This window comes from Roseobacter sp. S87 (genome assembly GCF_055693285.1).
Genome location: NZ_JBVFTR010000004.1, coordinates 2,627,678 through 2,649,220 on the forward strand (window position 1 = coordinate 2,627,678; position 21,543 = coordinate 2,649,220).

Annotated in this window: 33 protein-coding genes and 1 pseudogene; 5 read left to right on the forward strand and 29 right to left on the reverse strand. The window is 58.8% G+C overall.

The genetic code is table 11. The features are described 5' to 3' along the window. Nucleotides 1-26: 26 nt before the first annotated feature. Together rpsK and rpsM are read right to left on the reverse strand one after the other, a co-directional pair. Nucleotides 27-416 (reverse strand): 30S ribosomal protein S11, encoded by a 390-nt coding sequence (gene rpsK, locus ACZ1HA_RS13705; RefSeq protein ID WP_227271748.1) that lies wholly within the window; start codon nucleotides 414-416, stop codon nucleotides 27-29. A gap of 13 nt (nucleotides 417-429) precedes the next feature. Next, a complete protein-coding gene (gene rpsM / locus ACZ1HA_RS13710; protein WP_300033902.1) occupies nucleotides 430-798 on the reverse strand; it encodes a 30S ribosomal protein S13 in 369 nt (122 codons plus the stop codon). Between the two features lie 527 nt (nucleotides 799-1,325). On the opposite strand from rpsM, the gene ACZ1HA_RS13715 reads away from it, so the two are divergent. Both ACZ1HA_RS13715 and ACZ1HA_RS13720 read left to right on the forward strand, forming a co-directional pair. Next, complete coding sequence (locus tag ACZ1HA_RS13715; protein ID WP_375230001.1) at nucleotides 1,326-2,210, forward strand: hypothetical protein; 885 nt, start codon at nucleotides 1,326-1,328, stop codon at nucleotides 2,208-2,210. A gap of 467 nt (nucleotides 2,211-2,677) precedes the next feature. Next, nucleotides 2,678-3,121 carry a hypothetical protein gene (locus ACZ1HA_RS13720; RefSeq protein WP_472714289.1) on the forward strand — a complete coding sequence of 148 codons (444 nt, stop codon included), beginning with the start codon at nucleotides 2,678-2,680 and terminating at the stop codon, nucleotides 3,119-3,121. A 163-nt stretch (nucleotides 3,122-3,284) separates the two neighbouring features. Here the strand turns inward: ACZ1HA_RS13720 and ACZ1HA_RS13725 are convergent, their stop codons facing one another. The 15 genes and pseudogenes from ACZ1HA_RS13725 to rpmC form a co-directional block, all read right to left on the reverse strand. Beyond that, nucleotides 3,285-3,929: an adenylate kinase gene (locus tag ACZ1HA_RS13725; RefSeq protein WP_375229999.1), complete on the reverse strand. Its 645-nt coding sequence runs from the start codon at nucleotides 3,927-3,929 to the stop codon at nucleotides 3,285-3,287. Continuing rightward, the gene (secY, locus tag ACZ1HA_RS13730; RefSeq protein WP_472714290.1) at nucleotides 3,926-5,296 is read right to left on the reverse strand and encodes a preprotein translocase subunit SecY; all 1,371 of its coding nucleotides are present in this window, start codon (nucleotides 5,294-5,296) and stop codon (nucleotides 3,926-3,928) included. The genes ACZ1HA_RS13725 and secY overlap by 4 nt, the downstream gene beginning before the upstream one ends. A 120-nt stretch (nucleotides 5,297-5,416) precedes the next feature. Next, nucleotides 5,417-5,899, reverse strand: coding sequence for a 50S ribosomal protein L15 (rplO, locus tag ACZ1HA_RS13735; RefSeq protein WP_375229997.1), 483 nt, complete (start codon nucleotides 5,897-5,899; stop codon nucleotides 5,417-5,419). Nucleotides 5,900-6,086: 187 nt separating this feature from the next. Next, on the reverse strand, nucleotides 6,087-6,743 hold the full coding sequence (locus tag ACZ1HA_RS13740; protein ID WP_472714291.1) for a hypothetical protein: 657 nt from the start codon (nucleotides 6,741-6,743) through the stop codon (nucleotides 6,087-6,089). A 244-nt stretch (nucleotides 6,744-6,987) separates the two neighbouring features. Then, on the reverse strand, nucleotides 6,988-7,176 hold the full coding sequence (gene rpmD, locus ACZ1HA_RS13745; protein WP_298844911.1) for a 50S ribosomal protein L30: 189 nt from the start codon (nucleotides 7,174-7,176) through the stop codon (nucleotides 6,988-6,990). Nucleotides 7,177-7,179: 3 nt separating this feature from the next. Further along, nucleotides 7,180-7,754, reverse strand: a pseudogene (gene rpsE / locus ACZ1HA_RS13750) (30S ribosomal protein S5). Nucleotides 7,755-7,855: 101 nt separating this feature from the next. Continuing rightward, a complete protein-coding gene (gene rplR, locus ACZ1HA_RS13755; RefSeq protein ID WP_472714292.1) occupies nucleotides 7,856-8,215 on the reverse strand; it encodes a 50S ribosomal protein L18 in 360 nt (119 codons plus the stop codon). Nucleotides 8,216-8,226: 11 nt separating this feature from the next. After that, nucleotides 8,227-8,760, reverse strand: a complete 534-nt coding sequence (gene rplF / locus ACZ1HA_RS13760) for a 50S ribosomal protein L6 (protein ID WP_472714293.1) — start codon at nucleotides 8,758-8,760, stop codon at nucleotides 8,227-8,229. 10 nt (nucleotides 8,761-8,770) lie between these two features. Continuing rightward, on the reverse strand, nucleotides 8,771-9,163 hold the full coding sequence (gene rpsH / locus ACZ1HA_RS13765) for a 30S ribosomal protein S8 (RefSeq protein WP_300033878.1): 393 nt from the start codon (nucleotides 9,161-9,163) through the stop codon (nucleotides 8,771-8,773). 12 nt (nucleotides 9,164-9,175) lie between these two features. Further along, on the reverse strand, nucleotides 9,176-9,481 hold the full coding sequence (gene rpsN, locus ACZ1HA_RS13770; protein ID WP_375229993.1) for a 30S ribosomal protein S14: 306 nt from the start codon (nucleotides 9,479-9,481) through the stop codon (nucleotides 9,176-9,178). Nucleotides 9,482-9,501: 20 nt separating this feature from the next. Beyond that, on the reverse strand, nucleotides 9,502-10,065 hold the full coding sequence (gene rplE / locus ACZ1HA_RS13775; protein ID WP_375229992.1) for a 50S ribosomal protein L5: 564 nt from the start codon (nucleotides 10,063-10,065) through the stop codon (nucleotides 9,502-9,504). Then, nucleotides 10,058-10,369, reverse strand: coding sequence for a 50S ribosomal protein L24 (rplX, locus tag ACZ1HA_RS13780; protein WP_375229991.1), 312 nt, complete (start codon nucleotides 10,367-10,369; stop codon nucleotides 10,058-10,060). Before rplX ends, rplE begins: the two co-directional genes overlap by 8 nt. Before the next feature lie 2 nt (nucleotides 10,370-10,371). Further along, nucleotides 10,372-10,740 carry a 50S ribosomal protein L14 gene (gene rplN / locus ACZ1HA_RS13785; RefSeq protein ID WP_011567679.1) on the reverse strand — a complete coding sequence of 123 codons (369 nt, stop codon included), beginning with the start codon at nucleotides 10,738-10,740 and terminating at the stop codon, nucleotides 10,372-10,374. Between the two features lie 71 nt (nucleotides 10,741-10,811). After that, nucleotides 10,812-11,051 carry a 30S ribosomal protein S17 gene (rpsQ, locus tag ACZ1HA_RS13790; RefSeq protein ID WP_375229990.1) on the reverse strand — a complete coding sequence of 80 codons (240 nt, stop codon included), beginning with the start codon at nucleotides 11,049-11,051 and terminating at the stop codon, nucleotides 10,812-10,814. 11 nt (nucleotides 11,052-11,062) lie between these two features. Beyond that, nucleotides 11,063-11,269 carry a 50S ribosomal protein L29 gene (rpmC, locus tag ACZ1HA_RS13795; RefSeq protein WP_375230945.1) on the reverse strand — a complete coding sequence of 69 codons (207 nt, stop codon included), beginning with the start codon at nucleotides 11,267-11,269 and terminating at the stop codon, nucleotides 11,063-11,065. Between the two features lie 372 nt (nucleotides 11,270-11,641). Between rpmC and ACZ1HA_RS13800 the strand changes: the two genes are divergently transcribed. Continuing rightward, the gene (locus tag ACZ1HA_RS13800; RefSeq protein WP_472714294.1) at nucleotides 11,642-12,691 is read left to right on the forward strand and encodes a hypothetical protein; all 1,050 of its coding nucleotides are present in this window, start codon (nucleotides 11,642-11,644) and stop codon (nucleotides 12,689-12,691) included. A gap of 53 nt (nucleotides 12,692-12,744) precedes the next feature. Here the strand turns inward: ACZ1HA_RS13800 and ACZ1HA_RS13805 are convergent, their stop codons facing one another. Next, nucleotides 12,745-13,347, reverse strand: coding sequence for a VOC family protein (locus tag ACZ1HA_RS13805; RefSeq protein WP_472714295.1), 603 nt, complete (start codon nucleotides 13,345-13,347; stop codon nucleotides 12,745-12,747). A gap of 139 nt (nucleotides 13,348-13,486) precedes the next feature. Beyond that, complete coding sequence (locus tag ACZ1HA_RS13810; RefSeq protein WP_375229987.1) at nucleotides 13,487-13,948, reverse strand: hypothetical protein; 462 nt, start codon at nucleotides 13,946-13,948, stop codon at nucleotides 13,487-13,489. Between the two features lie 266 nt (nucleotides 13,949-14,214). Here ACZ1HA_RS13810 and ACZ1HA_RS13815 point away from each other — a divergent pair, with 266 nt between their 5' ends. Both ACZ1HA_RS13815 and ACZ1HA_RS13820 read left to right on the forward strand, forming a co-directional pair. Then, entirely contained in the window at nucleotides 14,215-14,835 is a 621-nt protein-coding gene (locus ACZ1HA_RS13815; RefSeq protein ID WP_472714296.1) for a TIGR02466 family protein, read from the forward strand. A 217-nt stretch (nucleotides 14,836-15,052) separates the two neighbouring features. Further along, complete coding sequence (locus ACZ1HA_RS13820; protein WP_375229985.1) at nucleotides 15,053-15,469, forward strand: hypothetical protein; 417 nt, start codon at nucleotides 15,053-15,055, stop codon at nucleotides 15,467-15,469. 63 nt (nucleotides 15,470-15,532) lie between these two features. Here the strand turns inward: ACZ1HA_RS13820 and rplP are convergent, their stop codons facing one another. The 10 genes from rplP to rpsJ all read right to left on the reverse strand — a co-directional run bounded on the left by rplP (nucleotide 15,533) and on the right by rpsJ (nucleotide 21,354). Continuing rightward, the gene (gene rplP, locus ACZ1HA_RS13825) at nucleotides 15,533-15,946 is read right to left on the reverse strand and encodes a 50S ribosomal protein L16 (RefSeq protein ID WP_375229984.1); all 414 of its coding nucleotides are present in this window, start codon (nucleotides 15,944-15,946) and stop codon (nucleotides 15,533-15,535) included. Between the two features lie 13 nt (nucleotides 15,947-15,959). Continuing rightward, complete coding sequence (gene rpsC, locus ACZ1HA_RS13830; protein WP_375229983.1) at nucleotides 15,960-16,667, reverse strand: 30S ribosomal protein S3; 708 nt, start codon at nucleotides 16,665-16,667, stop codon at nucleotides 15,960-15,962. After that, nucleotides 16,667-17,047 (reverse strand): 50S ribosomal protein L22, encoded by a 381-nt coding sequence (gene rplV / locus ACZ1HA_RS13835; protein ID WP_375229982.1) that lies wholly within the window; start codon nucleotides 17,045-17,047, stop codon nucleotides 16,667-16,669. Before rplV ends, rpsC begins: the two co-directional genes overlap by 1 nt. Then, nucleotides 17,044-17,322 (reverse strand): 30S ribosomal protein S19, encoded by a 279-nt coding sequence (rpsS, locus tag ACZ1HA_RS13840; protein WP_263843604.1) that lies wholly within the window; start codon nucleotides 17,320-17,322, stop codon nucleotides 17,044-17,046. The genes rplV and rpsS overlap by 4 nt, the downstream gene beginning before the upstream one ends. A gap of 3 nt (nucleotides 17,323-17,325) precedes the next feature. Beyond that, the gene (rplB, locus tag ACZ1HA_RS13845) at nucleotides 17,326-18,168 is read right to left on the reverse strand and encodes a 50S ribosomal protein L2 (RefSeq protein ID WP_436398663.1); all 843 of its coding nucleotides are present in this window, start codon (nucleotides 18,166-18,168) and stop codon (nucleotides 17,326-17,328) included. A gap of 212 nt (nucleotides 18,169-18,380) precedes the next feature. Then, on the reverse strand, nucleotides 18,381-19,034 hold the full coding sequence (locus ACZ1HA_RS13850; protein WP_472714297.1) for a methyl-accepting chemotaxis protein: 654 nt from the start codon (nucleotides 19,032-19,034) through the stop codon (nucleotides 18,381-18,383). A 200-nt stretch (nucleotides 19,035-19,234) separates the two neighbouring features. Further along, nucleotides 19,235-19,531 (reverse strand): 50S ribosomal protein L23, encoded by a 297-nt coding sequence (locus ACZ1HA_RS13855; protein ID WP_298844810.1) that lies wholly within the window; start codon nucleotides 19,529-19,531, stop codon nucleotides 19,235-19,237. Further along, a complete protein-coding gene (gene rplD / locus ACZ1HA_RS13860; RefSeq protein ID WP_375229980.1) occupies nucleotides 19,528-20,145 on the reverse strand; it encodes a 50S ribosomal protein L4 in 618 nt (205 codons plus the stop codon). The genes ACZ1HA_RS13855 and rplD overlap by 4 nt, the downstream gene beginning before the upstream one ends. Continuing rightward, on the reverse strand, nucleotides 20,142-21,014 hold the full coding sequence (gene rplC / locus ACZ1HA_RS13865) for a 50S ribosomal protein L3 (RefSeq protein WP_375229979.1): 873 nt from the start codon (nucleotides 21,012-21,014) through the stop codon (nucleotides 20,142-20,144). The genes rplD and rplC overlap by 4 nt, the downstream gene beginning before the upstream one ends. 19 nt (nucleotides 21,015-21,033) lie before the next feature. After that, a complete protein-coding gene (rpsJ, locus tag ACZ1HA_RS13870; RefSeq protein ID WP_195819727.1) occupies nucleotides 21,034-21,354 on the reverse strand; it encodes a 30S ribosomal protein S10 in 321 nt (106 codons plus the stop codon). Nucleotides 21,355-21,543 lie beyond the last annotated feature (189 nt).

A 21,543-nucleotide genomic window follows, 5' to 3' on the forward strand; every position in this document is an offset into this window, starting at 1 on the left:
ACGCAGCCCCGAATGGTCTCTGGCAATTATACCCGGCGGCGTTTCGGCGGGCGGCAGCCGTTGTGGGCCATCGGCGTTACGTCGCGGATGGATGTAATGTTGAAACCGGCAGCCGCCAGCGCGCGCAGCGCACTCTCACGACCCGAACCAGGGCCCTGAACTTCGACTTCCAGCGTCTTGACACCGTGTTCCTGCGCTTTGCGGCCTGCATCCTCAGCCGCCATCTGAGCAGCGTAAGGCGTGGATTTCCGCGAGCCTTTGAAGCCCATGGTGCCGGCGGACGACCAGGAGATCGCGTTGCCCTGCACGTCAGAGATCAGGATTTTGGTGTTGTTGAAGGACGAATTCACATGCGCAACGCCAGCTGCGATGTTCTTGGAGACCTTGCGTTTTGTGCGTGTCTTATCACGTGCCATTGATCAGACCTCCTTATTTCTTCTTGCCGGCAATGGCCTTTGCGGGGCCTTTGCGGGTGCGTGCGTTGGTGTGGGTACGCTGGCCGCGGACCGGCAGGTTGCGGCGGTGGCGCAGGCCACGGTAGCAGCCGAGGTCCATCAGGCGCTTGACGTTCATCTGCACCTCACGGCGCAGGTCGCCTTCAACGGTGTAGTTTGCGTCGATGTGCTCGCGCACGGCCAGGACTTCTGCGTCCGACAGTTCGTTGACCCGGCGGGTCGCGTCGATACCAACAGCTTCGCAGATTGCTTTTGCAGAAGCGTTGCCGATACCGGTGATGTAGGTGAGGGCGATCGGAACCCGCTTTGCAGTCGGGATGTTTACGCCGGCGATACGTGCCACGTGTGCTATTCCTTTTCGTTGCGGGTCCGTAGCTCCAGACCCTTTTTTCACAACGTAAGCCCGAAGCTTTTCACGGCATCGGGCGTCAGCTGATCAGGTGATCCTGTCCGCAGGGAGCGACCCTTTGGACAAATTTGATTCTCTGTCGAGATAGCGCGTGTTATGGGGTTTTGGCGCAGGCGTCAACCCGCCAGTAAAAGCCTGCGGGCAGGCGCAGCCGAAGACTTGATCCCCAGCGTCCTTTCTACCTATGGTGGCACGACCTGACGCGCAGCACCGGACAGGAGGCCGCCCTGCCAATACGGACAATTAAACCTGCGGGCAAGCCCCCTCAACAGCCTGCGACGCGGGCTGCAGCCGGTCGCAGTCCGGACGGTGCCCCACTGGCTGCACTGCAGCGCCACGCAGATACCAGCCCCGGCGCCAGATCGCTGGCAGTCCTGCAACAGAAAGCAGATAACGTTGCACAACGCGCGGGTGACGAAGACGGGGACGCGGCGCCGGAACAGGAAACCGTCATTGTCAGCATGGATGGCGGCAAGATCGGCAGCATCTATTTTGACGATGGCCGCATCCGTACCACCCACGGCAGCGGGCCGGAGGACGACCGGGGCAAGCAGCGGAACATCAGGCGCTTCAACATCGACCGCGAGGGCGCAGAGGAAGATTTCAAACGTGCTAAAGCCGCAAAGACCACCAGACAGACAAAGCTCAACTGGTTTATCCGCGAGCAGTTAGAAGCCGGAACGCCCGACTGGGCACAGGGCGGCGAGGTCACCGATCCGGCAAGCGCCCCGGCGAACGCCCCTGCGGACCGCAAGCTGATGGAATACTACGAGGTGGACCCCGTAAGCGCGAAGGACTCGGGCCGGAGGGTACACCCCTCGCGCGGTGCGGCCGTTCAGATCACGCGCGACAAATCCGAGATCGACAGCATCAAAGCCGCCGTTGCGCTTATCGACGAAGATGCGACCGCCTCCGCAAACAACCGGACCTTTTTCCGCAAACTGCTGGATGATGGTGCCGCCATGCGCGCCGAAGTACGCATGCCCGAAGAGGTGGATGCCGGCACAGCCGAGAAGGCGGTAAAGCAACTGAAAAGATGCGCAAAGATTATTAAGCGAGCCCTGATCTGGGACCTGAGCGGAGACACGCAGGAAAAATTTGATGAACTGACAACCTACATCCAGAAAACGGCAGACGTCGGGCGTGAGGCCATGCGCACGCTGCAGCAGGCCGCAGACAACGCCCGGGATGTCAGTTACCGTGCGGGTCTGTCACCGGAGGTGAAGCTGGAAATCCGCGCCCGGAATGCCGCAGATGCCGCTGGGAAAGCCGAAGAGGAAGGGCGCGCTGTGCACACGGCCCTCCTGAAAGATTTTGCAACTTTCTGGGGCGACTGGGTCGCCTGAGGTCAGATCCGCCGTCGGGAACGGTTTTTATCCCGACCTGCCCGACCTGAAAAAAGCCGGGCTTTTCGTAGCGCTGCGGTGGGTATGGTAAGAGGTTCGGTCCGCTGCTGTTTCTGCGCTACCTGTCAGCCAGTGCTGCGCCGCCCTGTGTTTGGTAATTTTCCACTACAGGAACTTCTGCCGCGACGGTCTGGACGGACACGCATGGGCGGATCTGGCCGTTTACCGCATCCGGACTGGATCGTCGAACGCGGCAGGCTCGCTGTTATTCTCTTCCTGGCAATTTCCTGATTTTTCTTTGCCCAAGTCTATCTGCAGAAGAGGTCAAAGCCGAGGCTGGGGTCTATTATCCTGAACCGTTTTTCGAGGCTCTGCCCGCTGCATTTTGTGACACTGGTCTATATCGCCGTGCTGCAGCTGGTGGCGACGCGGGCCTGTCATTCAATCGTGCGATCCGGTCAGTATCCGTGGAAATCGTGATCTATATGGTTTTCATTGGTGTCCTGATGGTGGCAGGGACGGGCCGGATCGTTTCGCTGGTCGCGCTTTTGGGCTTTCCCGGACTGATGGCAGTCCCGGACAATCTGATCCTGGCTTGTGGCGCCTGCTTTATCTTTGGCTGTATCGCCTCTGCCGTCTTCGGCGCGCTGGCCCGCCTTCCGGGGCGCTCCCGGACAACCGTCGCTGCCCGGTGCGCCTGCGGCGGCGCTGTACCATTGATCTTTGCGTGGCAGCTGATGCCGGGACTGCCACTCACGCTGCAACTGGCGCCCCTGTTTGCCGGTGTTCTGGTGCTGACCGGCCAGCTTAAGGTCACACAGGCAGAGAAATTCCGCTTCCTGAAACCAGCAGGCGACCTGACCTATTCAATACACCTGCTGTTGATGTCGCTGTTGCAGGTCGGGTCCTGAGGACTGTTCGCACATGAGCTGATCACCACCAACGGATTTGCAATCGCCTCTTTTGCGATCCTTATCTTCATCAGCAGATGGGCATACAGATCAGTTGAACGCCCAGCTCAGAGCGCGCTCCGTTCCCTTGGAAAAAGACACAGCCGGGCCGGCTAATGATCTGTCAGCTGTCGAGGACGGCTTTGATCTCGCCCTGCACCGCGTCGATGGCACCCAGTCCGTCCACGCGGCTCAGCATACCCTTGGCATAGTAATACCCGATCAGTGGTGACGTCTGTTTGTAGTATTCCATCAGACGGGTCTTGAGGCTTTCCTCATTGTCATCCGCCCGACGTTTGAATTCAGTGCCGCCACAGTTGGTGCATTTGCCGTCCGCCGGGATGGGTTTGGTGTTGTCGTTGTAAACCTCACCGCACATGCCGCAGGTTGACCGCGCCACGATCCGGGCGACCAGTGCTTCGTCGTCCACGCGCATCTCAACCACTTTGTCGAGCGTCTGCCCTTCGGCCTCGAGCAGCTCACCCAGTGCATCTGCCTGCGCCAGTGTGCGCGGGAAGCCGTCAAAGATGAAACCATTAGCCTTCACGGTTTCAAGTTTCTCGCGGATCAGACCGATGACAATCTCGTCCGTGACCAGCGCGCCGCGGGCCATCACATCGGCCACGACCTTACCCATCTCGGTGCCGCTGTCCTTGGCTTCGCGCAGCATGTCGCCGGTGCTCAGCTGAACCATGCCACGTTCTTCGACCAGATGGCGGGCCTGGGTTCCTTTGCCCGCTCCGGGCGGTCCGAGAAGGATAATGTTCATCGGCGTACAGGGCTCCGTTTCTTGCGGCCTTTTCCACCGGCAGACTTGCCACGCAGCTGAGACTTCTCAAGCAGACCTTCGTATTGATGTGCCAGCAGGTGGCTCTGTACCTGCTGAATGGTGTCCATCGTTACCGAGACCACAATCAAAACCGACGTTCCCCCGAAATAGAACGGGATCGCAAACTGTCCGCGCAGGATTTCCGGCAACAGGCAGACTGCAGCCAGATAGCCTGAGCCCAGAACCAGAAGGCGGTTGACCACATACTCAAGGTATTCAGCCGTGCGCTTACCCGGGCGGATCCCCGGAATGAAACCGTTCTGGTTCTTCAGGTTGTCCGCGACGTCATCCGGTTTGAACGACACATTGAACGTGTAAAAATACGTAAAGAAGACGATCATAACGACGAAGAACGTCAGATACAGCGGCTGACCGGGACCAAAGTTCGCCAGCAGCCAGGACATCACCGGATTGGTGGAATTGCCCGAGAATGTGCTGATCGTGATCGGCAGCAGCAGCAGCGAGGACGCGAAGATCGCCGGAATAACGCCCGCCGGGTTCACTTTGACCGGCAAGTGGCTGGAACCGCCATCATAGACTTTCATGCCGACCTGGCGGCGGGGATACTGTATGTGGATCTTCCGCAGCGCGCGTTCCATGAATACCACGAACATAATGGTCGCCACGACCATCACCAGCACGCCGATGATCACCGCAGGGCTGATCGCGCCGGAGCGGCCAGAGGCAAAGAACTGCGCAATTGCGGCCGGAATTTCAGCGATAATACCAACGAAGATGATCAGCGAGATACCGTTGCCGATACCACGCGCCGTGATCTGTTCGCCGAGCCACATCAGGAACATTGTGCCACCCACAAGGGTGATCACGCAGGACATGCGGAAGAACATGCCGGGATCGGTGACAATATCGCCGGCTTCCAGACTGACCGCGAGGCCATATGCCTGCACGGTTGCCAGTGCCACGGTGCCGAACCGCGTGTACTGGTTGATTTTTTTGCGGCCCTGTTCGCCCTCTTTCTTCAGCTGCTCAAGCTTCGGCACCATGGCCGTAAGCAGCTGTACGATAATCGAGGCCGAAATGTAGGGCATGATGCCCAGAGCGAAGATACCCATCCGCCCCAGAGCGCCGCCGGTAAACATGGAGACCATGCCGCCGATACCCTGGCCTGCCTGTTCCATGAATTCGCGCAGAGCGACGCCATCGATGCCCGGCACGGGGATAAACGTCCCCAGACGGTACACGATCAGAAGTCCAAGGGTAAAAAGGATACGGTTGCGAAGGTCGGTTGCCTTACCCAGCGCGGACCAGCTGGTGTTGGCGGCCATGTTTTCGACAGCAGAAACCATTAAGGGCTCTCTTTCGTAACAAATACGCCGCCCGGGCCGTTTTCCGGCGGGCGGCGTCAGGGAAAACTCTCCGGACTATGTAAGCGGCGACGTCGCCGCCCACAAGTCCGTTCTGGGGGCTTACGCCTCTGACGTTTCCGCGACCGGTGCCGCAACTGTCAGCGACCCGCCGGCCTTTTCGACCGCGGCAACGGCGGATTTCGACGCGCCGGTCACTTCGATGGACAGTTTTGCGGTTACTTCACCCTTGGCCAGAACGCGGATTCCATCGCGCTTACGGCGCACCAGGCCGCTTTCGACCAGGACGTCTTCGGTGATCGCTTTTTTGGCGTCGATCTTCTTGGCGTCCACGAATTTCTGGATCAGGCCAAGGTTTACAACGGCAAAAGACTTGCGGTTCGGCTTGTTGAAGCCGCGCTTCGGCAAACGCTGGTAGAGCGGCATCTGGCCACCCTCGTAGCCGTTAATCGCCACACCCGAACGGGATTTCTGACCTTTGATACCACGGCCACCCATTTTACCGGTGCCGGAACCCGGGCCACGGCCAACGCGCTTGCGTTTTTTGGTGGCGCCGTCGTTATCGCGCAGTTCATTGAGTTTCATTGTCGCTTCTCCTCTTGCCGGATGCGACCCCCAGCGACGGGAGTGGCCGACCACGGCGTTTCATGATTCTGGCGCCCGGACGGACCCAGTCGTGCGCTCTTACGGACAGACGGTGAGTTTTTCAAGTGCCCGGGCGCATCAAATCCCGATTTTCAACAGCAAAAGCCCGCTTCCGGACGGCGGGCGGTTATGCGCGACGGCGCAGCGCGCCAAAGAGCCCCAGCGACAGCACGCCATAAAGCAGCCCCGTGGCCGGCAGCGGTACCATCGACACACCATCATCGTTCACAACCCGCCAGCTGCCTGATGCATCTGTGGATGCCTCTGACGCCTCAGCGGTAAAGAAATCCCCAAAGCGCGAGGCCCGCGCAAAGGTGAGGGTTTCCGGCGCGAGGCGCTGATACTCGTAATAATACTCGGCGCGCGCGCCGACACCGGATTCCACAACCAGCAGGTCCAGATCAACAGAACCGCGCGTGGCGACAAAGTACCATCCGGTGATCCGGGCGGCGGAATCGGTGACAAAACTGCCGAACAGCTCGTCCTGGCCGAATACGTTGATGCCGTCATGCGCCGACATCGACGTGATGGTGGGCCCATCCCAGCCATGGGTTGAGTATTCCGTGTCCGCCAGCAGCGGGCCGTCCAGATCGAATGTCAGTGTCGCATGCATATCCGTCCCGTAGGAGTGCCGCAGAGGCCTGCTCATAGCAGGACGATCCGGTTCTCGATAGCTGACGTCGGAGTACTGCGCACCGGTGTAGATCACGGTCACCGCCTCTGCGGCCGGGGTCATCATCAAAAAACACGCCAGAAAAAGCGCGGCAAACCGGGAAAAACGCATCAAAATAACTCCGTCGCAAAGCAATTTATTAACAAAGTGTTAATATGCGAGCGGGGAGCGCAGAGTCAAATGATGCCGGTGACCTGGTTAACCATGCGGCCCACAACCCCAACGGGAAAACGCGTCAAGCGTTTGATAAAAAGCGTTTTTCATGCTCATCAGCATACGGTCTTCACAAAAAAACCGCCCCCGGCAGGGGCGGCCTTGTTCTCGATCCGTTAACAAAAAAGTTAACGCAGGGCGATTAGCCCTTTTCCTCGATAATCTCCACCATATGCGGAATCGAATTGATCATACCACGCACCGAAGGTGTATCTTCGAGTTCGCGGGTCTTGTGCATCTTGTTCAGGCCCAGACCGATCAGCGTAGCACGCTGTTTGGCGGGGCGGCGGATCGGGGAACCGATCTGCTTGATCACGATTGTCTTGGCCATGGGTTATACCTCCTCAGCCACCTGAGCGGAGGACTCTACGTTGTCTTCACGCTTGGGCAGAATGTCGGCCACTTTCTTGCCACGACGCTGCGCGACCGAACGGGGGCTGGATTCTTTTTCAGACCGTCCATGGTGGCTCGGATCATGTTGTAAGGGTTCTGCGAGCCGATGGACTTGGACACAACGTCCTTGACGCCGAGCATCTCGAAGACGGCACGCATCGGACCACCTGCGATGATCCCGGTACCTTCAGGTGCTGTGCGCATAACCACTTTACCGGCGCCGTGACGACCTTCCATGTCGTGGTGCAGGGTGCGGCCTTCGCGCAGCTGAACACGGATCATCTGACGCTTGGCCTGCTCAGTTGCCTTGCGGATCGCCTCAGGCACCTCTTTCGCTTTACCTTTGCCAAAGCCTACGCGGCCTTTCTGGTCGCCAACGACGACGAGGGCGGCGAAGCCAAAGCGCTTACCACCTTTAACGGTTTTGGAAACGCGGTTGATCGCGACCAAACGGTCTGCGAATTCCGGTGCCTCATCGCGATCGCGACGGCCCCGCTGGTTTGGTTCTCTGGCCATGCAGGCCTCCTTTGGAATGCGGGCACGCGGCCCATTGTCTCAATCCTGGTGGGCAACAGCCCCCGGATCATCGGGAGGGCCGCAAAGCCCTCCTCAGGTCTTCAGATCTTCAGACCACCTTCACGCGCGGCGTCGGCAACTGCCTTGACCTTGCCGTGAAAGAGGAAACCACCACGGTCGAAGTAAGCTTCTTCAACACCAGCCTTTTTGGCGCGCTCGGCAATGGCCGTGCCCACTTTGGTGGCTGCTTCGATGTTGTTTTTGCCGACAACACCCAGTTCTTTCTCGAGTGTCGATGCGGAGGCGAGTGTTTTGCCCGCCACGTCGTCGATGAGCTGAACGGAGATGTTCTTGTTCGAGCGGTGAACCGAAAGGCGCACGCGACCTGCGTTGACCTTGCGGAGTTTGTTCCGGACGCGAAGACGGCGCTTGAGGAACAGGTCTCTTTTGCTGTTTGCCATTTTTGCGGTCCTTACTTCTTCTTGCCTTCTTTGCGGAAGATGAACTCGCCCTTATAGCGGATGCCCTTGCCTTTGTACGGCTCGGGCTTACGCCATGCGCGGATGTTCGCGGCAACCTGACCAACAAGCTGTTCGTCAATGCCTTCCACCACAACTTCGGTTTGCTTCGGAGCAGTTACAGTCACACCCTCGGGTGCGGTGTAATCCACATCATGGGACAGGCCGAGGTTCAGCTTCAGGGTGTTTCCCTGCATCTGCGCCCGGTAACCCACACCCTGGATCTCCAGCTCTTTTTTGAAGCCTTCAGTCACGCCTGTAACAAGGTTCTGCACCATCGTGCGGGACATGCCCCACTGCTGGCGCGCGCGCTTGGATTTACCGCGCGGTTCAATTGTCACAACGTTGTCCGCAACCGTCAGGGTCACGTCGTCCGTTGCGCTGAACGAGCGTGTGCCCTTGGGGCCTTTGACTTCGATGGTCTGGCCGCTGACAGAAGCAGATACGCCGCTGGGCAGTTCGACCGGTTTTTTACCAATACGAGACATCTTGCGCTCCTTAGAATACGGTGCAGAGCACTTCGCCGCCGACATTGGCGCTGCGTGCAGCCTGGTCCGACATCACACCCTTGGGGGTGGAGACAATCGACACGCCGAGGCCCTGACGGACAACGGGGATGTCATTGACGCCCATGTAAACGCGACGACCGGGTTTGGAGACCCGCTTCAGTTCGCGAATAACAGGTTCGCCCTCGTAGTACTTCAGGCTGATTTCGATGGCCGGGTGGCCGTCGGCGCCTGTGGTTTTCTCATAGCCGCGGATGTAGCCTTCGTCTGCGAGCACATCCAGAACCCATGCACGCAGCTTGGAAGCCGGTGTCATGACTGTGGATTTGCCGCGCATCTGAGAGTTACGGATACGGGTGAGCATATCAGCGATAGGATCGTTCATCTCATGCTCTCCTTACCAGCTCGACTTGACCATGCCGGGGATCTGGCCTGTGGAGCCCAGGTCCCGCAGCGCGATCCGCGAAATTTTCAGTTTACGATAGTAAGCGTGCGGACGGCCCGTCAGCTGGCAGCGGTTGTGCAGACGCACAGCGCTGGAGTTGCGGGGCAGTTTCGCCAGCTTGAGAGACGCGCGGAAACGCTCCTGCGTGTCTTTGCTCTCGTCGTTGATGATCTCTTTGAGAGCTGCGCGCTTGGCGGCGTATTTCGCAACCAGACGCTCACGCTTCTTCTCACGTGCGATCATAGATTTCTTAGCCATATCTCTAATCCTTCCCGCGCTTAACTGTTGAAGGGCATGTTGAAAGCTTTCAACAGCGCCTTGGCTTCAGCGTCGGTTTTCGCCGTTGTGGCGATGACGATGTCCATTCCCCAGTTCTCATCGATCTTGTCGAAGTTGATTTCCGGGAACACGAGGTGCTCTTTGAGCCCCATGGCATAGTTGCCACGGCCATCAAAGGATTTGCCCGAAACGCCGCGGAAGTCGCGGATACGGGGCATAGCAATCGTGATCAGACGATCAAGGAATTCGTACATACGGTCACCGCGCAGGGTCACTTTTGCACCCAGCGGCATGTCCTCACGAACCCGGAAGCCCGCGATGGACTTCTTGGCGGTCGTGGTCAGTGCCTTCTGGCCGGCGATCAGCGTCAGGTCCTCAACCGCGGACTTGGCTTTTTTGCTGTCACGAACGGCTTCAGCACCACAGCCGATGTTCAGAACGATTTTGTCGAGACGCGGGATCTGCATGTCGTTCTTGTAGCCGAACTCTTCTTTGAGTGCGGCGCGGATGGTGTCTTTGTATGAAACCTTCAGACGGGGTGTGTAGTTTGCAGAATCAAGCATCGATCACGTCCCCTGTGGTCTTGGCGAAGCGTACCTTTTTGTCACCTTCCATGCGGAAGCCAACGCGGGTTGCTTTGCCGTTCTTGTCAACAATTGCCAGGTTGCTCAGATCGACGGGCATTGCCTTGGGCAGGCGGCCACCCTGAGATGTCTGGGACTGGCGGGTTGCGCGGATTGCGATGTTGATGCCATCCACAACGGCCTTGCCGGATTTCGGGTCAACAGACGAAATGTTGCCTGTCTTACCCTTGTCCTTGCCGGCCAGCACGATGACCTTGTCACCTTTGCGAAGTTTAGCAGCCATGATTACAGCACCTCCGGAGCAAGCGAGATGATTTTCATGAAGTTCTTCGCGCGCAGCTCACGGACAACCGGGCCAAAGATACGTGTACCGATCGGCTCGTTGTTGTTGTTGAGGATAACGGCGGCGTTCCGGTCAAAGCGGATCGCTGTGCCGTCTTCGCGACGGACTTCTTTGGCAGTGCGAACAACGACGGCCTTACGGACGTCGCCCTTTTTCACACGACCGCGCGGGATGGCTTCCTTGACCGACACGACAATGATGTCGCCGACGGATGCGTATTTACGCTTGGAACCACCCAGTACCTTGATGCACTGAACACGGCGTGCGCCGCTGTTGTCAGCAACATCCAGGTTGGTCTGCATCTGGATCATTTGGTTTCTCCCGACCTTTGGGGGGCCGATGCGTGGCCTTACCCCCAGGGTTTCGAATAATCAGGTCGTGATCAGGCCTCAGCGGCCGTCAGCACTTCCCAGCGTTTGGTCTTGGACTTCGGTGCACATTCAATGATGCGGACAGTGTCGCCCACTTTGAATGTGTTATTCTCATCGTGCGCCCGGTACTTTTTGGACTTACGGATGGTCTTTTTCAGAACCGGGTGCGTAAAGCGGCGCTCGACGTTCACGGTGACTGTTTGTGCGTTGGCATCAGAAGTAACGACGCCCTGCAGGATACGCTTCGGCATGAGGGCTCTCCTTACTCAGATGCAGCAGCTGCGGCTGCTTTTTGGTTCAGAACGGTTTTGACACGGGCCGCGTTACGGCGGGCCGTGCGCAGCTGTGACGGGTTTTCCAGCTGGCCGGTGGCCTGCTGGAAGCGCAGGTTGAACTGCTCTTTCTTCAGGTTTGCCAGCTCTTCACGCAGCTGGTCAGGCGTTTTGTCATGCAATTCCTTGGCGTTCATCGCCTTTTTCCTTTCAACATCACAGGCAGGCCGCACAAAAGCGTCACCCTGATTCCCGTGGAGTTCATGATGAAGGGGCCGTATAGGAGGGTTGCGCAGCCTTGGCAACCCTTTATTTCCTTGGGCATCGGGCGCTTTGAGCACTCTCAGGACGGAGCCGCCACCCAGTGCTTTGCAAGTGGTGCACGGTCAACTGCTCCGGGCCGGCGACCTGACCCGCCCGGCCCCCCTGCCCTATGACCATTGCGCCCAACCGGAACGGCATCATGACACACCGGTATGCCGCGCGGATGGCTGCCGGTGCAGCACCGCCCTTTTGCCGTATTCAAACCGGATTTCGCAAGCCAGCCCATCCCGTGCTATGCATATTGTATGACAGGGCCATCGAAGAAAAAGACCGCAACGCCACCGCGCAGTGTCGATCTACGTTGTTTTGCCATCGTGCTGATGCCGGTCCTCATTTTCCTGACTCACAAATTCATCGGCACGCACCTGATGCCCCGGGACCTGGGTGTGTCGGACGGCATCGTCAAACCAGGCCAGGACTGGCTGGAAGCTGCCGGGCGTTACCGCTTTCTGGCAGCCTCGTGGCTCTTTGGCGCGCTCTCCGTGCTCGCGGCCGCGATGCTGGGTATGACACTCCTGCGCCCTTTGGCACCTGCCACGCGCATTGCCGCCATTCTGACCTTTCTTTTTGTTGTATTGCTTGCGGCGCTGCCAACCCTGCGCGATTTCGGCGATGCCGGCGGTTCGCTGGTCTACGACCGCCTCGGCAAGGATGTTTTCGAAAACGTCCTGTCCCGCGGCACGCTGAAGGGCTGCGCCCATGCGGCGGATACCTGGCTTATGGGGACCTGCGGTGACACGCCGGTCATCTCCATGTTCGCCGTCGTGGTGGATATGATGAACATTTTTGCCGGGCTGGCACTGGGGTCCATCATTGTCGGCATGATCCTGTGCCTGAACGACCGGGATACCCGGGACATTGAGGAAGAAGCCGCTCTGCTTGCCGAGAACCTGCGCCACATGCGGCAGCAGCTTTACCTGTCGGGCCTCGTGCTGTCCTTTGGCATGCTCTACGCGGCCAGCTGGATCTACTGGCCTCTGCCGCTGATCGCGGACGCCGAAAGATCCGCCTACAGCGCGGTTCTGTTGTCAGCCTCACTCTATACAGGCACTTATTTCAGCCTGCTGATGCTGAGCTTTTATCTGCCCGTTGCCTTCATCCTCGACGCCCGCATCAAAAGGCTCGCCAGCCGGGCCGACCATGCAGAACTGACCGGCGAGCCGCCGGACTCACAATCTTGGCGGTCTGAGCGCGGGCTTAAGGAAGGCGTGGCAGAATACCTGCGCGCCGGTTTTGCGCTGACCTCGCCAATCCTCGCGGCGTTTGCGGGGGGCATCTCGCCCCTGGCGCTGTGATCTGCCGCGCCTGTGGTTCTATCCCGGGGCATTATCAGCCGTCAGCCCATCAGCTAAGCCGCCGACCACCCGAAGCTTCCGGTGACCGCGCCCTGTGCGTCCGCCAGTGATGCGCGTAGTCCCGGGGTACCCGCCGAAAAGGACAGGTGCGGGACCGGAGCAAACAGGGCCCCGACCGGTTCAGGATCGGGCAGCGTGATCTCAACCTGGGCCAGTGTCCTAAATTCCGGTGCCTGCCGCGCTCCGACAAGACCGTCAGTTCGCCGGACCGGCGGGACACCTCCGGGCGTTCGGAACATGAACGGCAAACTCAGATCGCGGCTCGCCCTCGCAACCGGGATGGTAGTCCCGTCCGGCAGAAACGGGGCCGCATAGGGATCACAGTCCAGACCCGCATCGCCACGCCACGAAATCCCCAGCGGCGACCCAAGCCCCTGGCTGCGGGCTTCCAGCCCGATCGCCTGACTTGCTGGTGAAACTGCTGATCCATCCCCCCAGAGAAGTTCAAAGAACATATCATCCAGACAGGCACACAGGTTGGTTGTGCCCTGGCCTGGGTGATGCCGGGTGTAGTTCACGCGCAACCTTGCATCCGCCATCATCCGGCGGGCGGTTTCCTCGTTCCGCACGAACAGGAATATGTGGTCCAGTTCCATCCGCAGGCTCTCTGTCCGGTCCGCCCGACACCAGGCGGGCATGCCTGAACATCAGGTCCCAGCGGGATCGTCAGGTCAACAGCCTTTCAAGCGTCCCGCACTTTGCCCGACCGCCTGCCTTCAGCGAACCCAGCGAGGCTCAGACGACGCAGCGGCGCCCGGTCCGTTCACGCGTGCGCCGGAACGGAGGGCGCACCTTGTCACTCTCATAGGCCTCGGGTCGGTCGGGCAGTTCGACAAGCTGCACAGACAGCGCACCGCCGGGTGTGCGGCGAAAGAAATACCGCATGGGCACGTGAAACAGCGGCCGGCCGTTAGCATCCTCGTGCGCCCAGGACACCCAGACCGAGAAATGCTGACGGCCATGCAGACTTTGCGCCACGATTTTCGGGGACACCCGGCGTGTGCCGAGCAGGAAGTTTGCCTCGCAATGGCTGCGAAGGGTCTCGATCAGCGAGTCTGTATCGTTGTACACAATAATGTCGTCTTCGACATAGACGGCCCCGGGTGTATCAAACCCTTCGGCTACTCTTGCAAAATCACCGTCGGCATAGGCGGCGGCCATCGAATTAAAAAAGTCTTCCGGTCTTGAATGTCGCATAGCGCACTCCGCGGCCCGGCCAGATTACCGGGCAGTTCAGAACAAATTTTCAGGTATTTTTTTGACCAGGAGGTCAATTCATATTGATGCAGGTGCCTTGCACCCGCGCGCGGGGACTCAGTTGTGGAAAAACGACATCTGAGGGTACACGCGCGACACGCATTGGTTGTTACGCGACGTAACAATGCAACCATGCGCCGGGGTGGCTTTTCTGGCAGCGCCTGATACCCCTGTAACACCCGTTCCCAATTCCAGAGACGAAACCGATGCCAGAAATCCGCTCTCTTTTCGTAACACGCCTGTACCGCGCCCTGCTGTCCGAACAGGGCAAGCCGATTGATGGTAATGAACTCGAAGCGTCCTGCTGGTCCATCGCGGAAGATGACGAGGCGGGACAGAACTGGTGCGAGGAAAACGGGTATCCGGGCTACACCAGCTATGCGTCCCTCACGGATCTGCCCTATCGCTTTCCGGTTTTCAAAGACCTTGTGAAGATCCTGGATCAGCATGTGAGTGCCTTTGCGAAGGATGCTGAATTTGACCTCGACGGACGCGGGCTGGAGCTCGAAGACATCTGGATCAATATTCTGCCGCCCGGCGGCATCCACACCTCCCATATCCATCCTCATTCGGTGGTCAGCGGCACCACCTATGTTGCCGTGCCGGACGGTGCCAGCGCGATCAAATTTGAGGATCCGCGCCATACGATGATGATGGCGGCACCACCGCGTCTGCCCGATGCCCGTGACGAGCTGCGCGCGTTCAGCTATGTGGCACCGAAAGCCGGGGAAGTCCTGCTGTGGGAAAGCTGGCTGCGCCATGAGGTACCGCTGAACATGGCAGACGAAGAACGGATCAGCGTCAGCTTCAACTATAAATGGAGCTGACAGCCCGAAATCGCGCCCGCAAAAGTGTAGTCCACGGGCGCGATTCCATCCTGGCGAGAAGTCAGGCGGAAAAACACTGAAATCAGGCGGGTATTTCACCAGAAGCTTGAAACAAAACAACTTTCACCACAGGCTGAGCTCATATTTTTTTAAGATGAGTACGGTGGCTCAGCCCGCCGTCGGATGAATGCAGCAGAATTTCAAGACCGCAAAAGAAGTGTCTGAGCACCTCCTGGAGCTGACCGGGACGGCCTTCATGTCGGGTGACTTCGAGCTCTTTCTGTCGTGTTTTCACCTTCCGTATGAGCTGGAGACATTTGAGGGTCACAGGACAATCAAAGACGTCGACGATCTGAAGGAAGTCTATCTGGCCGTGCGCGCGCATTACGCCAGAAACGGTGTAAGTCAGATGTACAGGCATTGCGTCGAGGCGCGCTTCCGCGACAGCGACACGGTTATTGCCACGCACGAAACCAGACTGCTGAGTGGAAATGTGATCACCCAGGCCCCTTTTGCGGTTTATTCGGAGCTGCGGTTTACCGGAGGCAAATGGGTGATCGTCAGCAGTTCGTATGCCATTGGCGACCGTGATGACCATAACAAGGCGCTGCTGGGCCGAGCCTCTGCCGTCTGACAAAAAAAGCCCCGCCTGTTCGGGGCGGGGCTTTCAGTGTTCTCCGGATCAGAAACGACGCGGTTACCAGTCCTCGCGGACAACCACACGTGTTTTGATCGGCAGTTTCATCGCAGCAAGGCGAAGCGCCTCACGGGCAATGTCATCATTGACGCCGTCGATCTCGAACATGATACGGCCAGGCTTGACCTTGGCCGCCCAACGGTCGACCGAACCCTTACCTTTACCCATACGGACTTCGATGGGTTTGGCTGTGACAGGCACATCCGGGAAGATGCGGATCCAGACACGGCCCTGACGTTTCATGTGACGCGTCATCGCGCGGCGTGCCGCCTCGATCTGACGCGCTGTGACCCGCTCGGGTTCAAGAGCTTTAAGACCATAGGTGCCGAAGTTCAGGTCAGACCCGCCCTTCGCCAGTCCCTTGATCGAGCCCTTAAACTGTTTGCGGAATTTAGTACGCTTTGGCTGAAGCATTGATCATTCCTCCTCAGCGACGACCGCCGGCACCACGCGGTGCAGGGCCATCCTGGAGTTCCTGTGCTTTACGGTCACGCGCGGACGGATCGTGCTCCATGATCTCCCCTTTGAAGATCCAGGTTTTGATCCCGATGATGCCATAGGCAGTCGTCGCTTCCACGTGTGCGTAATCGATGTCGGCGCGCAGCGTGTGCAGCGGCACACGGCCTTCACGGTACCATTCAGTACGCGCGATTTCGGCACCGCCCAAACGGCCGGCCACGTTCACACGGATACCCAGGGCACCCATGCGCATCGCGTTCTGAACCGCACGCTTCATGGCGCGGCGGAAAGACACCCGGCGCTCCAGCTGCTGTGCAATGCTCTCACCAACGAGGGCCGCGTCCAACTCGGGCTTGCGCACTTCAACGATGTTGAGGTGCAGCTCGCTCTCGGTCATTTTGGCGATCTTCTGACGCAGCGTTTCGATATCTGCGCCTTTCTTGCCAATGATGACACCGGGGCGTGCTGTGTGGATCGTTACGCGGCACTTTTTGTGCGGACGCTCGATGATCACACGGGCCACACCGGCCTGCTTACATTCTTCTTTGATGAATTCACGGATCGCGAGGTCTTCGAGAAGAAGATCACCATAATCCTTGGTGTCGGCGTACCAGCGGCTGTCCCAGGTGCGGTTCACCTGCAGGCGCATGCCGATCGGATTGACTTTGTTACCCATCAGGCTTGCTCCTCAACTTGACGTACGACGATCGTGATTTCCGAAAACGGCTTGATGATCTTGCCGAAACGGCCACGGGCCCGCGGGCGACCGCGCTTCATTGTCAGGTTCTTGCCAACATAGGCTTCTGCAACGATCAGCTCGTCCACGTCGAGGTTGTGGTTGTTTTCGCCGTTTGCAATCGCGGACTGAAGACATTTCTTCACGTCCTGAGCGATCCGCTTTTTGGAGAAAGTCAGATCGGTCAGAGCACGGTCCACTTTCTTGCCACGGATCATTGCGGCGACGAGGTTCAGTTTCTGCGGGCTTGTACGCAGCATGCGCAGCTTGGCGCGCGCTTCGTTGTCGGCCACGCGGCGGGGATTCTTATCCTTGCTCATTTGCGCTTCGCCTTCTTGTCAGCGGCGTGACCGTAGTAGGTCCGCGTCGGCGAATACTCACCGAATTTCTGACCAATCATATCCTCGGTCACATTGACCGGGATGTGCTTGTGGCCATTGTAAACGCCGAATGTCAGACCCACGAACTGGGGCAGAATTGTCGAGCGGCGCGACCAGATCTTGATCACTTCGTTGCGGCCGCTTTCGCGGGACGCCTCGGCCTTTTTCAACACATAAGAGTCGACAAAAGGACCTTTCCATACAGAGCGTGCCATCTATCAGCGCCCCTTCTTCTTGGCGTGACGCGAGCGGATGATCAGCTTGCTGGACGCTTTTTTGGAATTACGGGTCTTGGCACCTTTGGTCGGTTTGCCCCAGGGGGTAACCGGGTGACGACCACCGGATGTACGGCCTTCACCACCACCGTGCGGGTGGTCGATCGGGTTCATAACAACACCACGGACCGACGGGCGCACGCCTTTGTGGCGCATACGACCGGCTTTACCGTAGTTCTGGTTGGAGTTGTCCGGGTTGGACACGGCACCAACAGTCGCCATGCATTCCTGACGCACGAGGCGCAGTTCGCCCGAACTCAGACGGATCTGAGCGTAACCACCGTCGCGGCCAACGAACTGGGCGTAGGTGCCGGCGGCACGTGCGATCTGACCGCCCTTGCCGGGCTTCATCTCGATGTTGTGCACGATTGTACCGATCGGCATGCCGGAGAAGGGCATCGCGTTACCGGGTTTGATATCCGCTTTCGCGCTTGCGACCACGCTGTCACCTACGGCGAGACGCTGCGGCGCCAGGATGTAGGCCTGCTCACCGTCTTCGTATTTCACGAGTGCGATGAAAGCTGTGCGGTTGGGGTCGTATTCGATGCGCTCGACCGTGGCCGCCACATCCATTTTGTTCCGTTTGAAGTCAACGATCCGGTAGAGGCGTTTTGCCCCGCCGCCTTTGCGGCGCATCGTGATCCGTCCGGTGTTGTTCCGTCCGCCATTCTTGGTCAGACCCTCTGTGAGGGACTTGACCGGGCGGCCTTTCCAGAGCTCCGAACGGTCGATCAGTACCAGCCCACGCTGGCCCGGCGTCGTCGGTTTGTACGACTTGAGTGCCATGTTGTCTGTCTTCCGTTTTGCTGTACGGCAGGTTGCCCTGCCTATGGTATGAAGGCCCCCGTAGGTGCCCGATGTGTTCGTCCTTTCGGACAACAACGAAGCCCCGGACGAATCCGGGGCCTTGCCGATGGCGTCTGATAGGGGAGACCGGGCAGCGGGTCAAGGAGTTACCGGGGATAACCCGCGTTTATTCCCCGCAGCCGTGGGGCAGGTCAGGCAACCGTGCTGCGCATCTGCTCAACCGCGACGCGCGACTGCTGGGAAAGCTCCTTGATCTCAGAGGCGATCACAGCAAACCCCTTGCCCACGTCGCCGACACGCGCGGCTTCAACGGACGCGTTTACGGCAATGAAATTGATCTTGCGGGAGATCGTATCAATCTGAGAAAGAGCAGACGAATCCACGTCTTTGGCCAGCCTTGCGCTGGCCTTTTCCCAGGCGACCACGCTGTCAAACAATGCACTCAGAAAGGAAGTCACCGCTGGTGCCAGGCTGTCCTCAACCTCTGCCTTCAGATCCTCCAGCAGCCCGGACGATGCGTCGCTCTGATCCGCGGGCAGCTTCTGACAGACACTGTCGACGGCGTCCCGGAGCATGCGCAGCGCCGCTTTCAGTTCATCAGACAGGTCGCCGTCTGCTGCGCGGAAGGACTGCTGAAACTCATCCTTGAGAAAACGGAGCGCCTGCCGGAGATACTCCTGCTCGCTGGCACGCTCTTTGTCGCGCTTCCCGCATGACTCCTCGGACATGGCGCACAGCGCATAGCAGAGCAGCAAAGACGTCGCGCGCTGAGGCAATGAGACGACCGTTGTCTCTGCTTTGTTGGCAATGTCGCGGGGTGTTGTAACGGATTTCTGGTCGGGCACAGGTGGAGTCTCCTTTTCTTGGAGACAGGGATACGCACAAGACCTTAAACGTTACTGAACAACGAAAGAACGTTGCCGAACGATGCCTTGTTCGACGCGCATTGCTCCGAGGCAATCCACCTTATCGCCTGCCTGCCAGCCGCACAAAAAAAGCCCCGGTCCGTCGTGGACCGGGGCTCTTTCTTCAGACGCAGTCAGTCTCAGAGACCGGTGGATACGTCGATTGTGTTGCCCTCTTCGAGCGTCACATAGGCTTTCTTCACGTCTTTACGCTTGCCGAGCTGGCCGCGGAAACGCTTCACTTTGCCCTTTGTGATAGTGGTGTTGACCGCTTTGACCTTCACACCAAAGAGTGCCTCAACAGCCTCCTTGATCTGAGGTTTGTTGCTGTCCATCGCCACTTCGAAAACAACGGCGTTGTTCTCGGAGCTCATGGTGGCTTTTTCGGTGATGACCGGCTTGCGGATCACATCGTAGTGTTCTGCCTTGGCACTCATTTCAGACGAGCCTCCAGTGCTTCGACACCCGCCTTGGTGATCACCAGCGTGTCACGCTTGAGGATGTCATATACGTTTGCGCCCATTGTCGGCAGGATATCCAGACCGTCAATGTTGCGCGCTGCCTTTGCAAAGCCTTCATCCACGGATGCACCGTCGATGACCAGTGCACGCTTCCAGCCCAGGTCAGCAACCTGTTTTGCAAGTGCTGCTGTTTTGCCTTCGCTTGCGGCGGCGTCGATGATGACCAGCTCACCCGCTTTGGCTTTCGCCGACAGCGCGTGGCACAGACCCAGTTTGCGGAACTTCTTGGTCAGATCGTGACCGTGGCTGCGCGGGGTCGGACCCTTGTAGATACCACCTTTGCGGAAGATCGGCGCATTACGGTCACCATGGCGTGCGCCACCGGTGCCCTTCTGGCGGTAGATCTTCTTGGTCGAGTAGCTGGTTTCAGAACGGGTCTTGACCTTGTGCGTACCGGCCTGCGCATTGTTACGCTGCCAGCGGACGACACGGTGCAGGATGTCCGCGCGCGGCTCCAGACCGAAAAGCGCCTCGTCCAGCTCTACCGAGCCGGCTTTGCCGCCGTCGAGTTTGATGACATCGAGTTTCATGCGTCACCTTCTTTCTTCTCTTCGCCGGCATCCGCTTCGTCAGCTTTGTCGGCTTCGATTTCGGCTTCGGCTGCTTTCAGCGCTTCGGCTTCAGCTGCGGCCTGCTCTTCGGCGAGACGCTTGGCTTCGGCTTCGGCTTCGGCAGCAGCTGCAGCAGCGGCTTCCTCGGCAGCTTTGGCTGCAGCCTCGGCCGCAGATTTCAGCGCCGCGGGCAGGATCGCGTTTTCAGGGAACGGCTTTTTGACCGCGTCCTTGACGGTGACCCAGCCACCCTTGGAGCCGGGAACAGCGCCTTTGACCATGATCAGGCCACGGTCGGCATCAGTGCGGACAACCTGCAGGTTCTGCGTGGTGACACGGGCAGCGCCCATGTGACCGGCCATCTTCTTGCCTTTGAAAACCTTACCCGGGTCCTGACACTGGCCTGTGGAACCATGCGAACGGTGCGAAATGGAAACACCGTGCGACGCGCGCAGACCACCGAAGTTGTGCCGCTTCATCGCACCGGCAAAACCTTTACCGATCGAGGTGCCGGCCACGTCAACGAACTGGCCCTCAAAGTAGTGGTTCGCGGTGATTTCTTCACCCACACCGATCAGGTTCTCGGCATCCACACGGAACTCAGCAACCTTGCGCTTGGGTTCCACTTTCGCTGCTGCGAAATGGCCGCGCATGGCCTGGGATGTCCGCTTGGCTTTGGCCGTACCTGCGCCGAGCTGAACAGCGGAATAGCCGTCTTTCTCAGCAGTGCGCTGTGCCACAACCTGAAGCTTGTCGAGCTGGAGAACGGTCACAGGGATCTGCTTGCCGTCTTCCATGAACAGCCGGGTCATCCCGACTTTTTTTGCAATAACGCCTGAGCGCAACATAACAATTACCCTCCTAGGCTTATGACTGCAGTTTGATCTCGACGTCCACGCCAGCAGCGAGATCGAGCTTCATCAGCGCGTCCACTGTCTGGGGTGTCGGATCAACGATATCCAGCAGACGCTTGTGCGTGCGGATTTCGAACTGGTCACGGGATTTCTTGTCAACGTGCGGGCCACGCAGAACGGTGAACTTCTCGATTTTGTTCGGCAGCGGGATCGGGCCGCGAACGGAAGCACCTGTACGCTTGGCAGTATTGACGATTTCTTGTGTGGAAGCATCCAGCACGCGGTAGTCAAACGCCTTGAGGCGGATGCGGATGTTTTGGCTTTGAACGGCCATGTGCATCACCCTTTATATCAGGGTCCAGATCGGAGAGGAGGACGGGCGCTCATCGCACACCCTCATCGCGTCTTTTGGTCCAACGGAAAAGGGCGCGGCCTGCCGCACCCTCATTGGATTGGGGTCGTTTAGGGGGAGTCGCGCAGGGATGCAATGGTGTTTTTGCCCGGAAAGCGGATTTTCCGGACA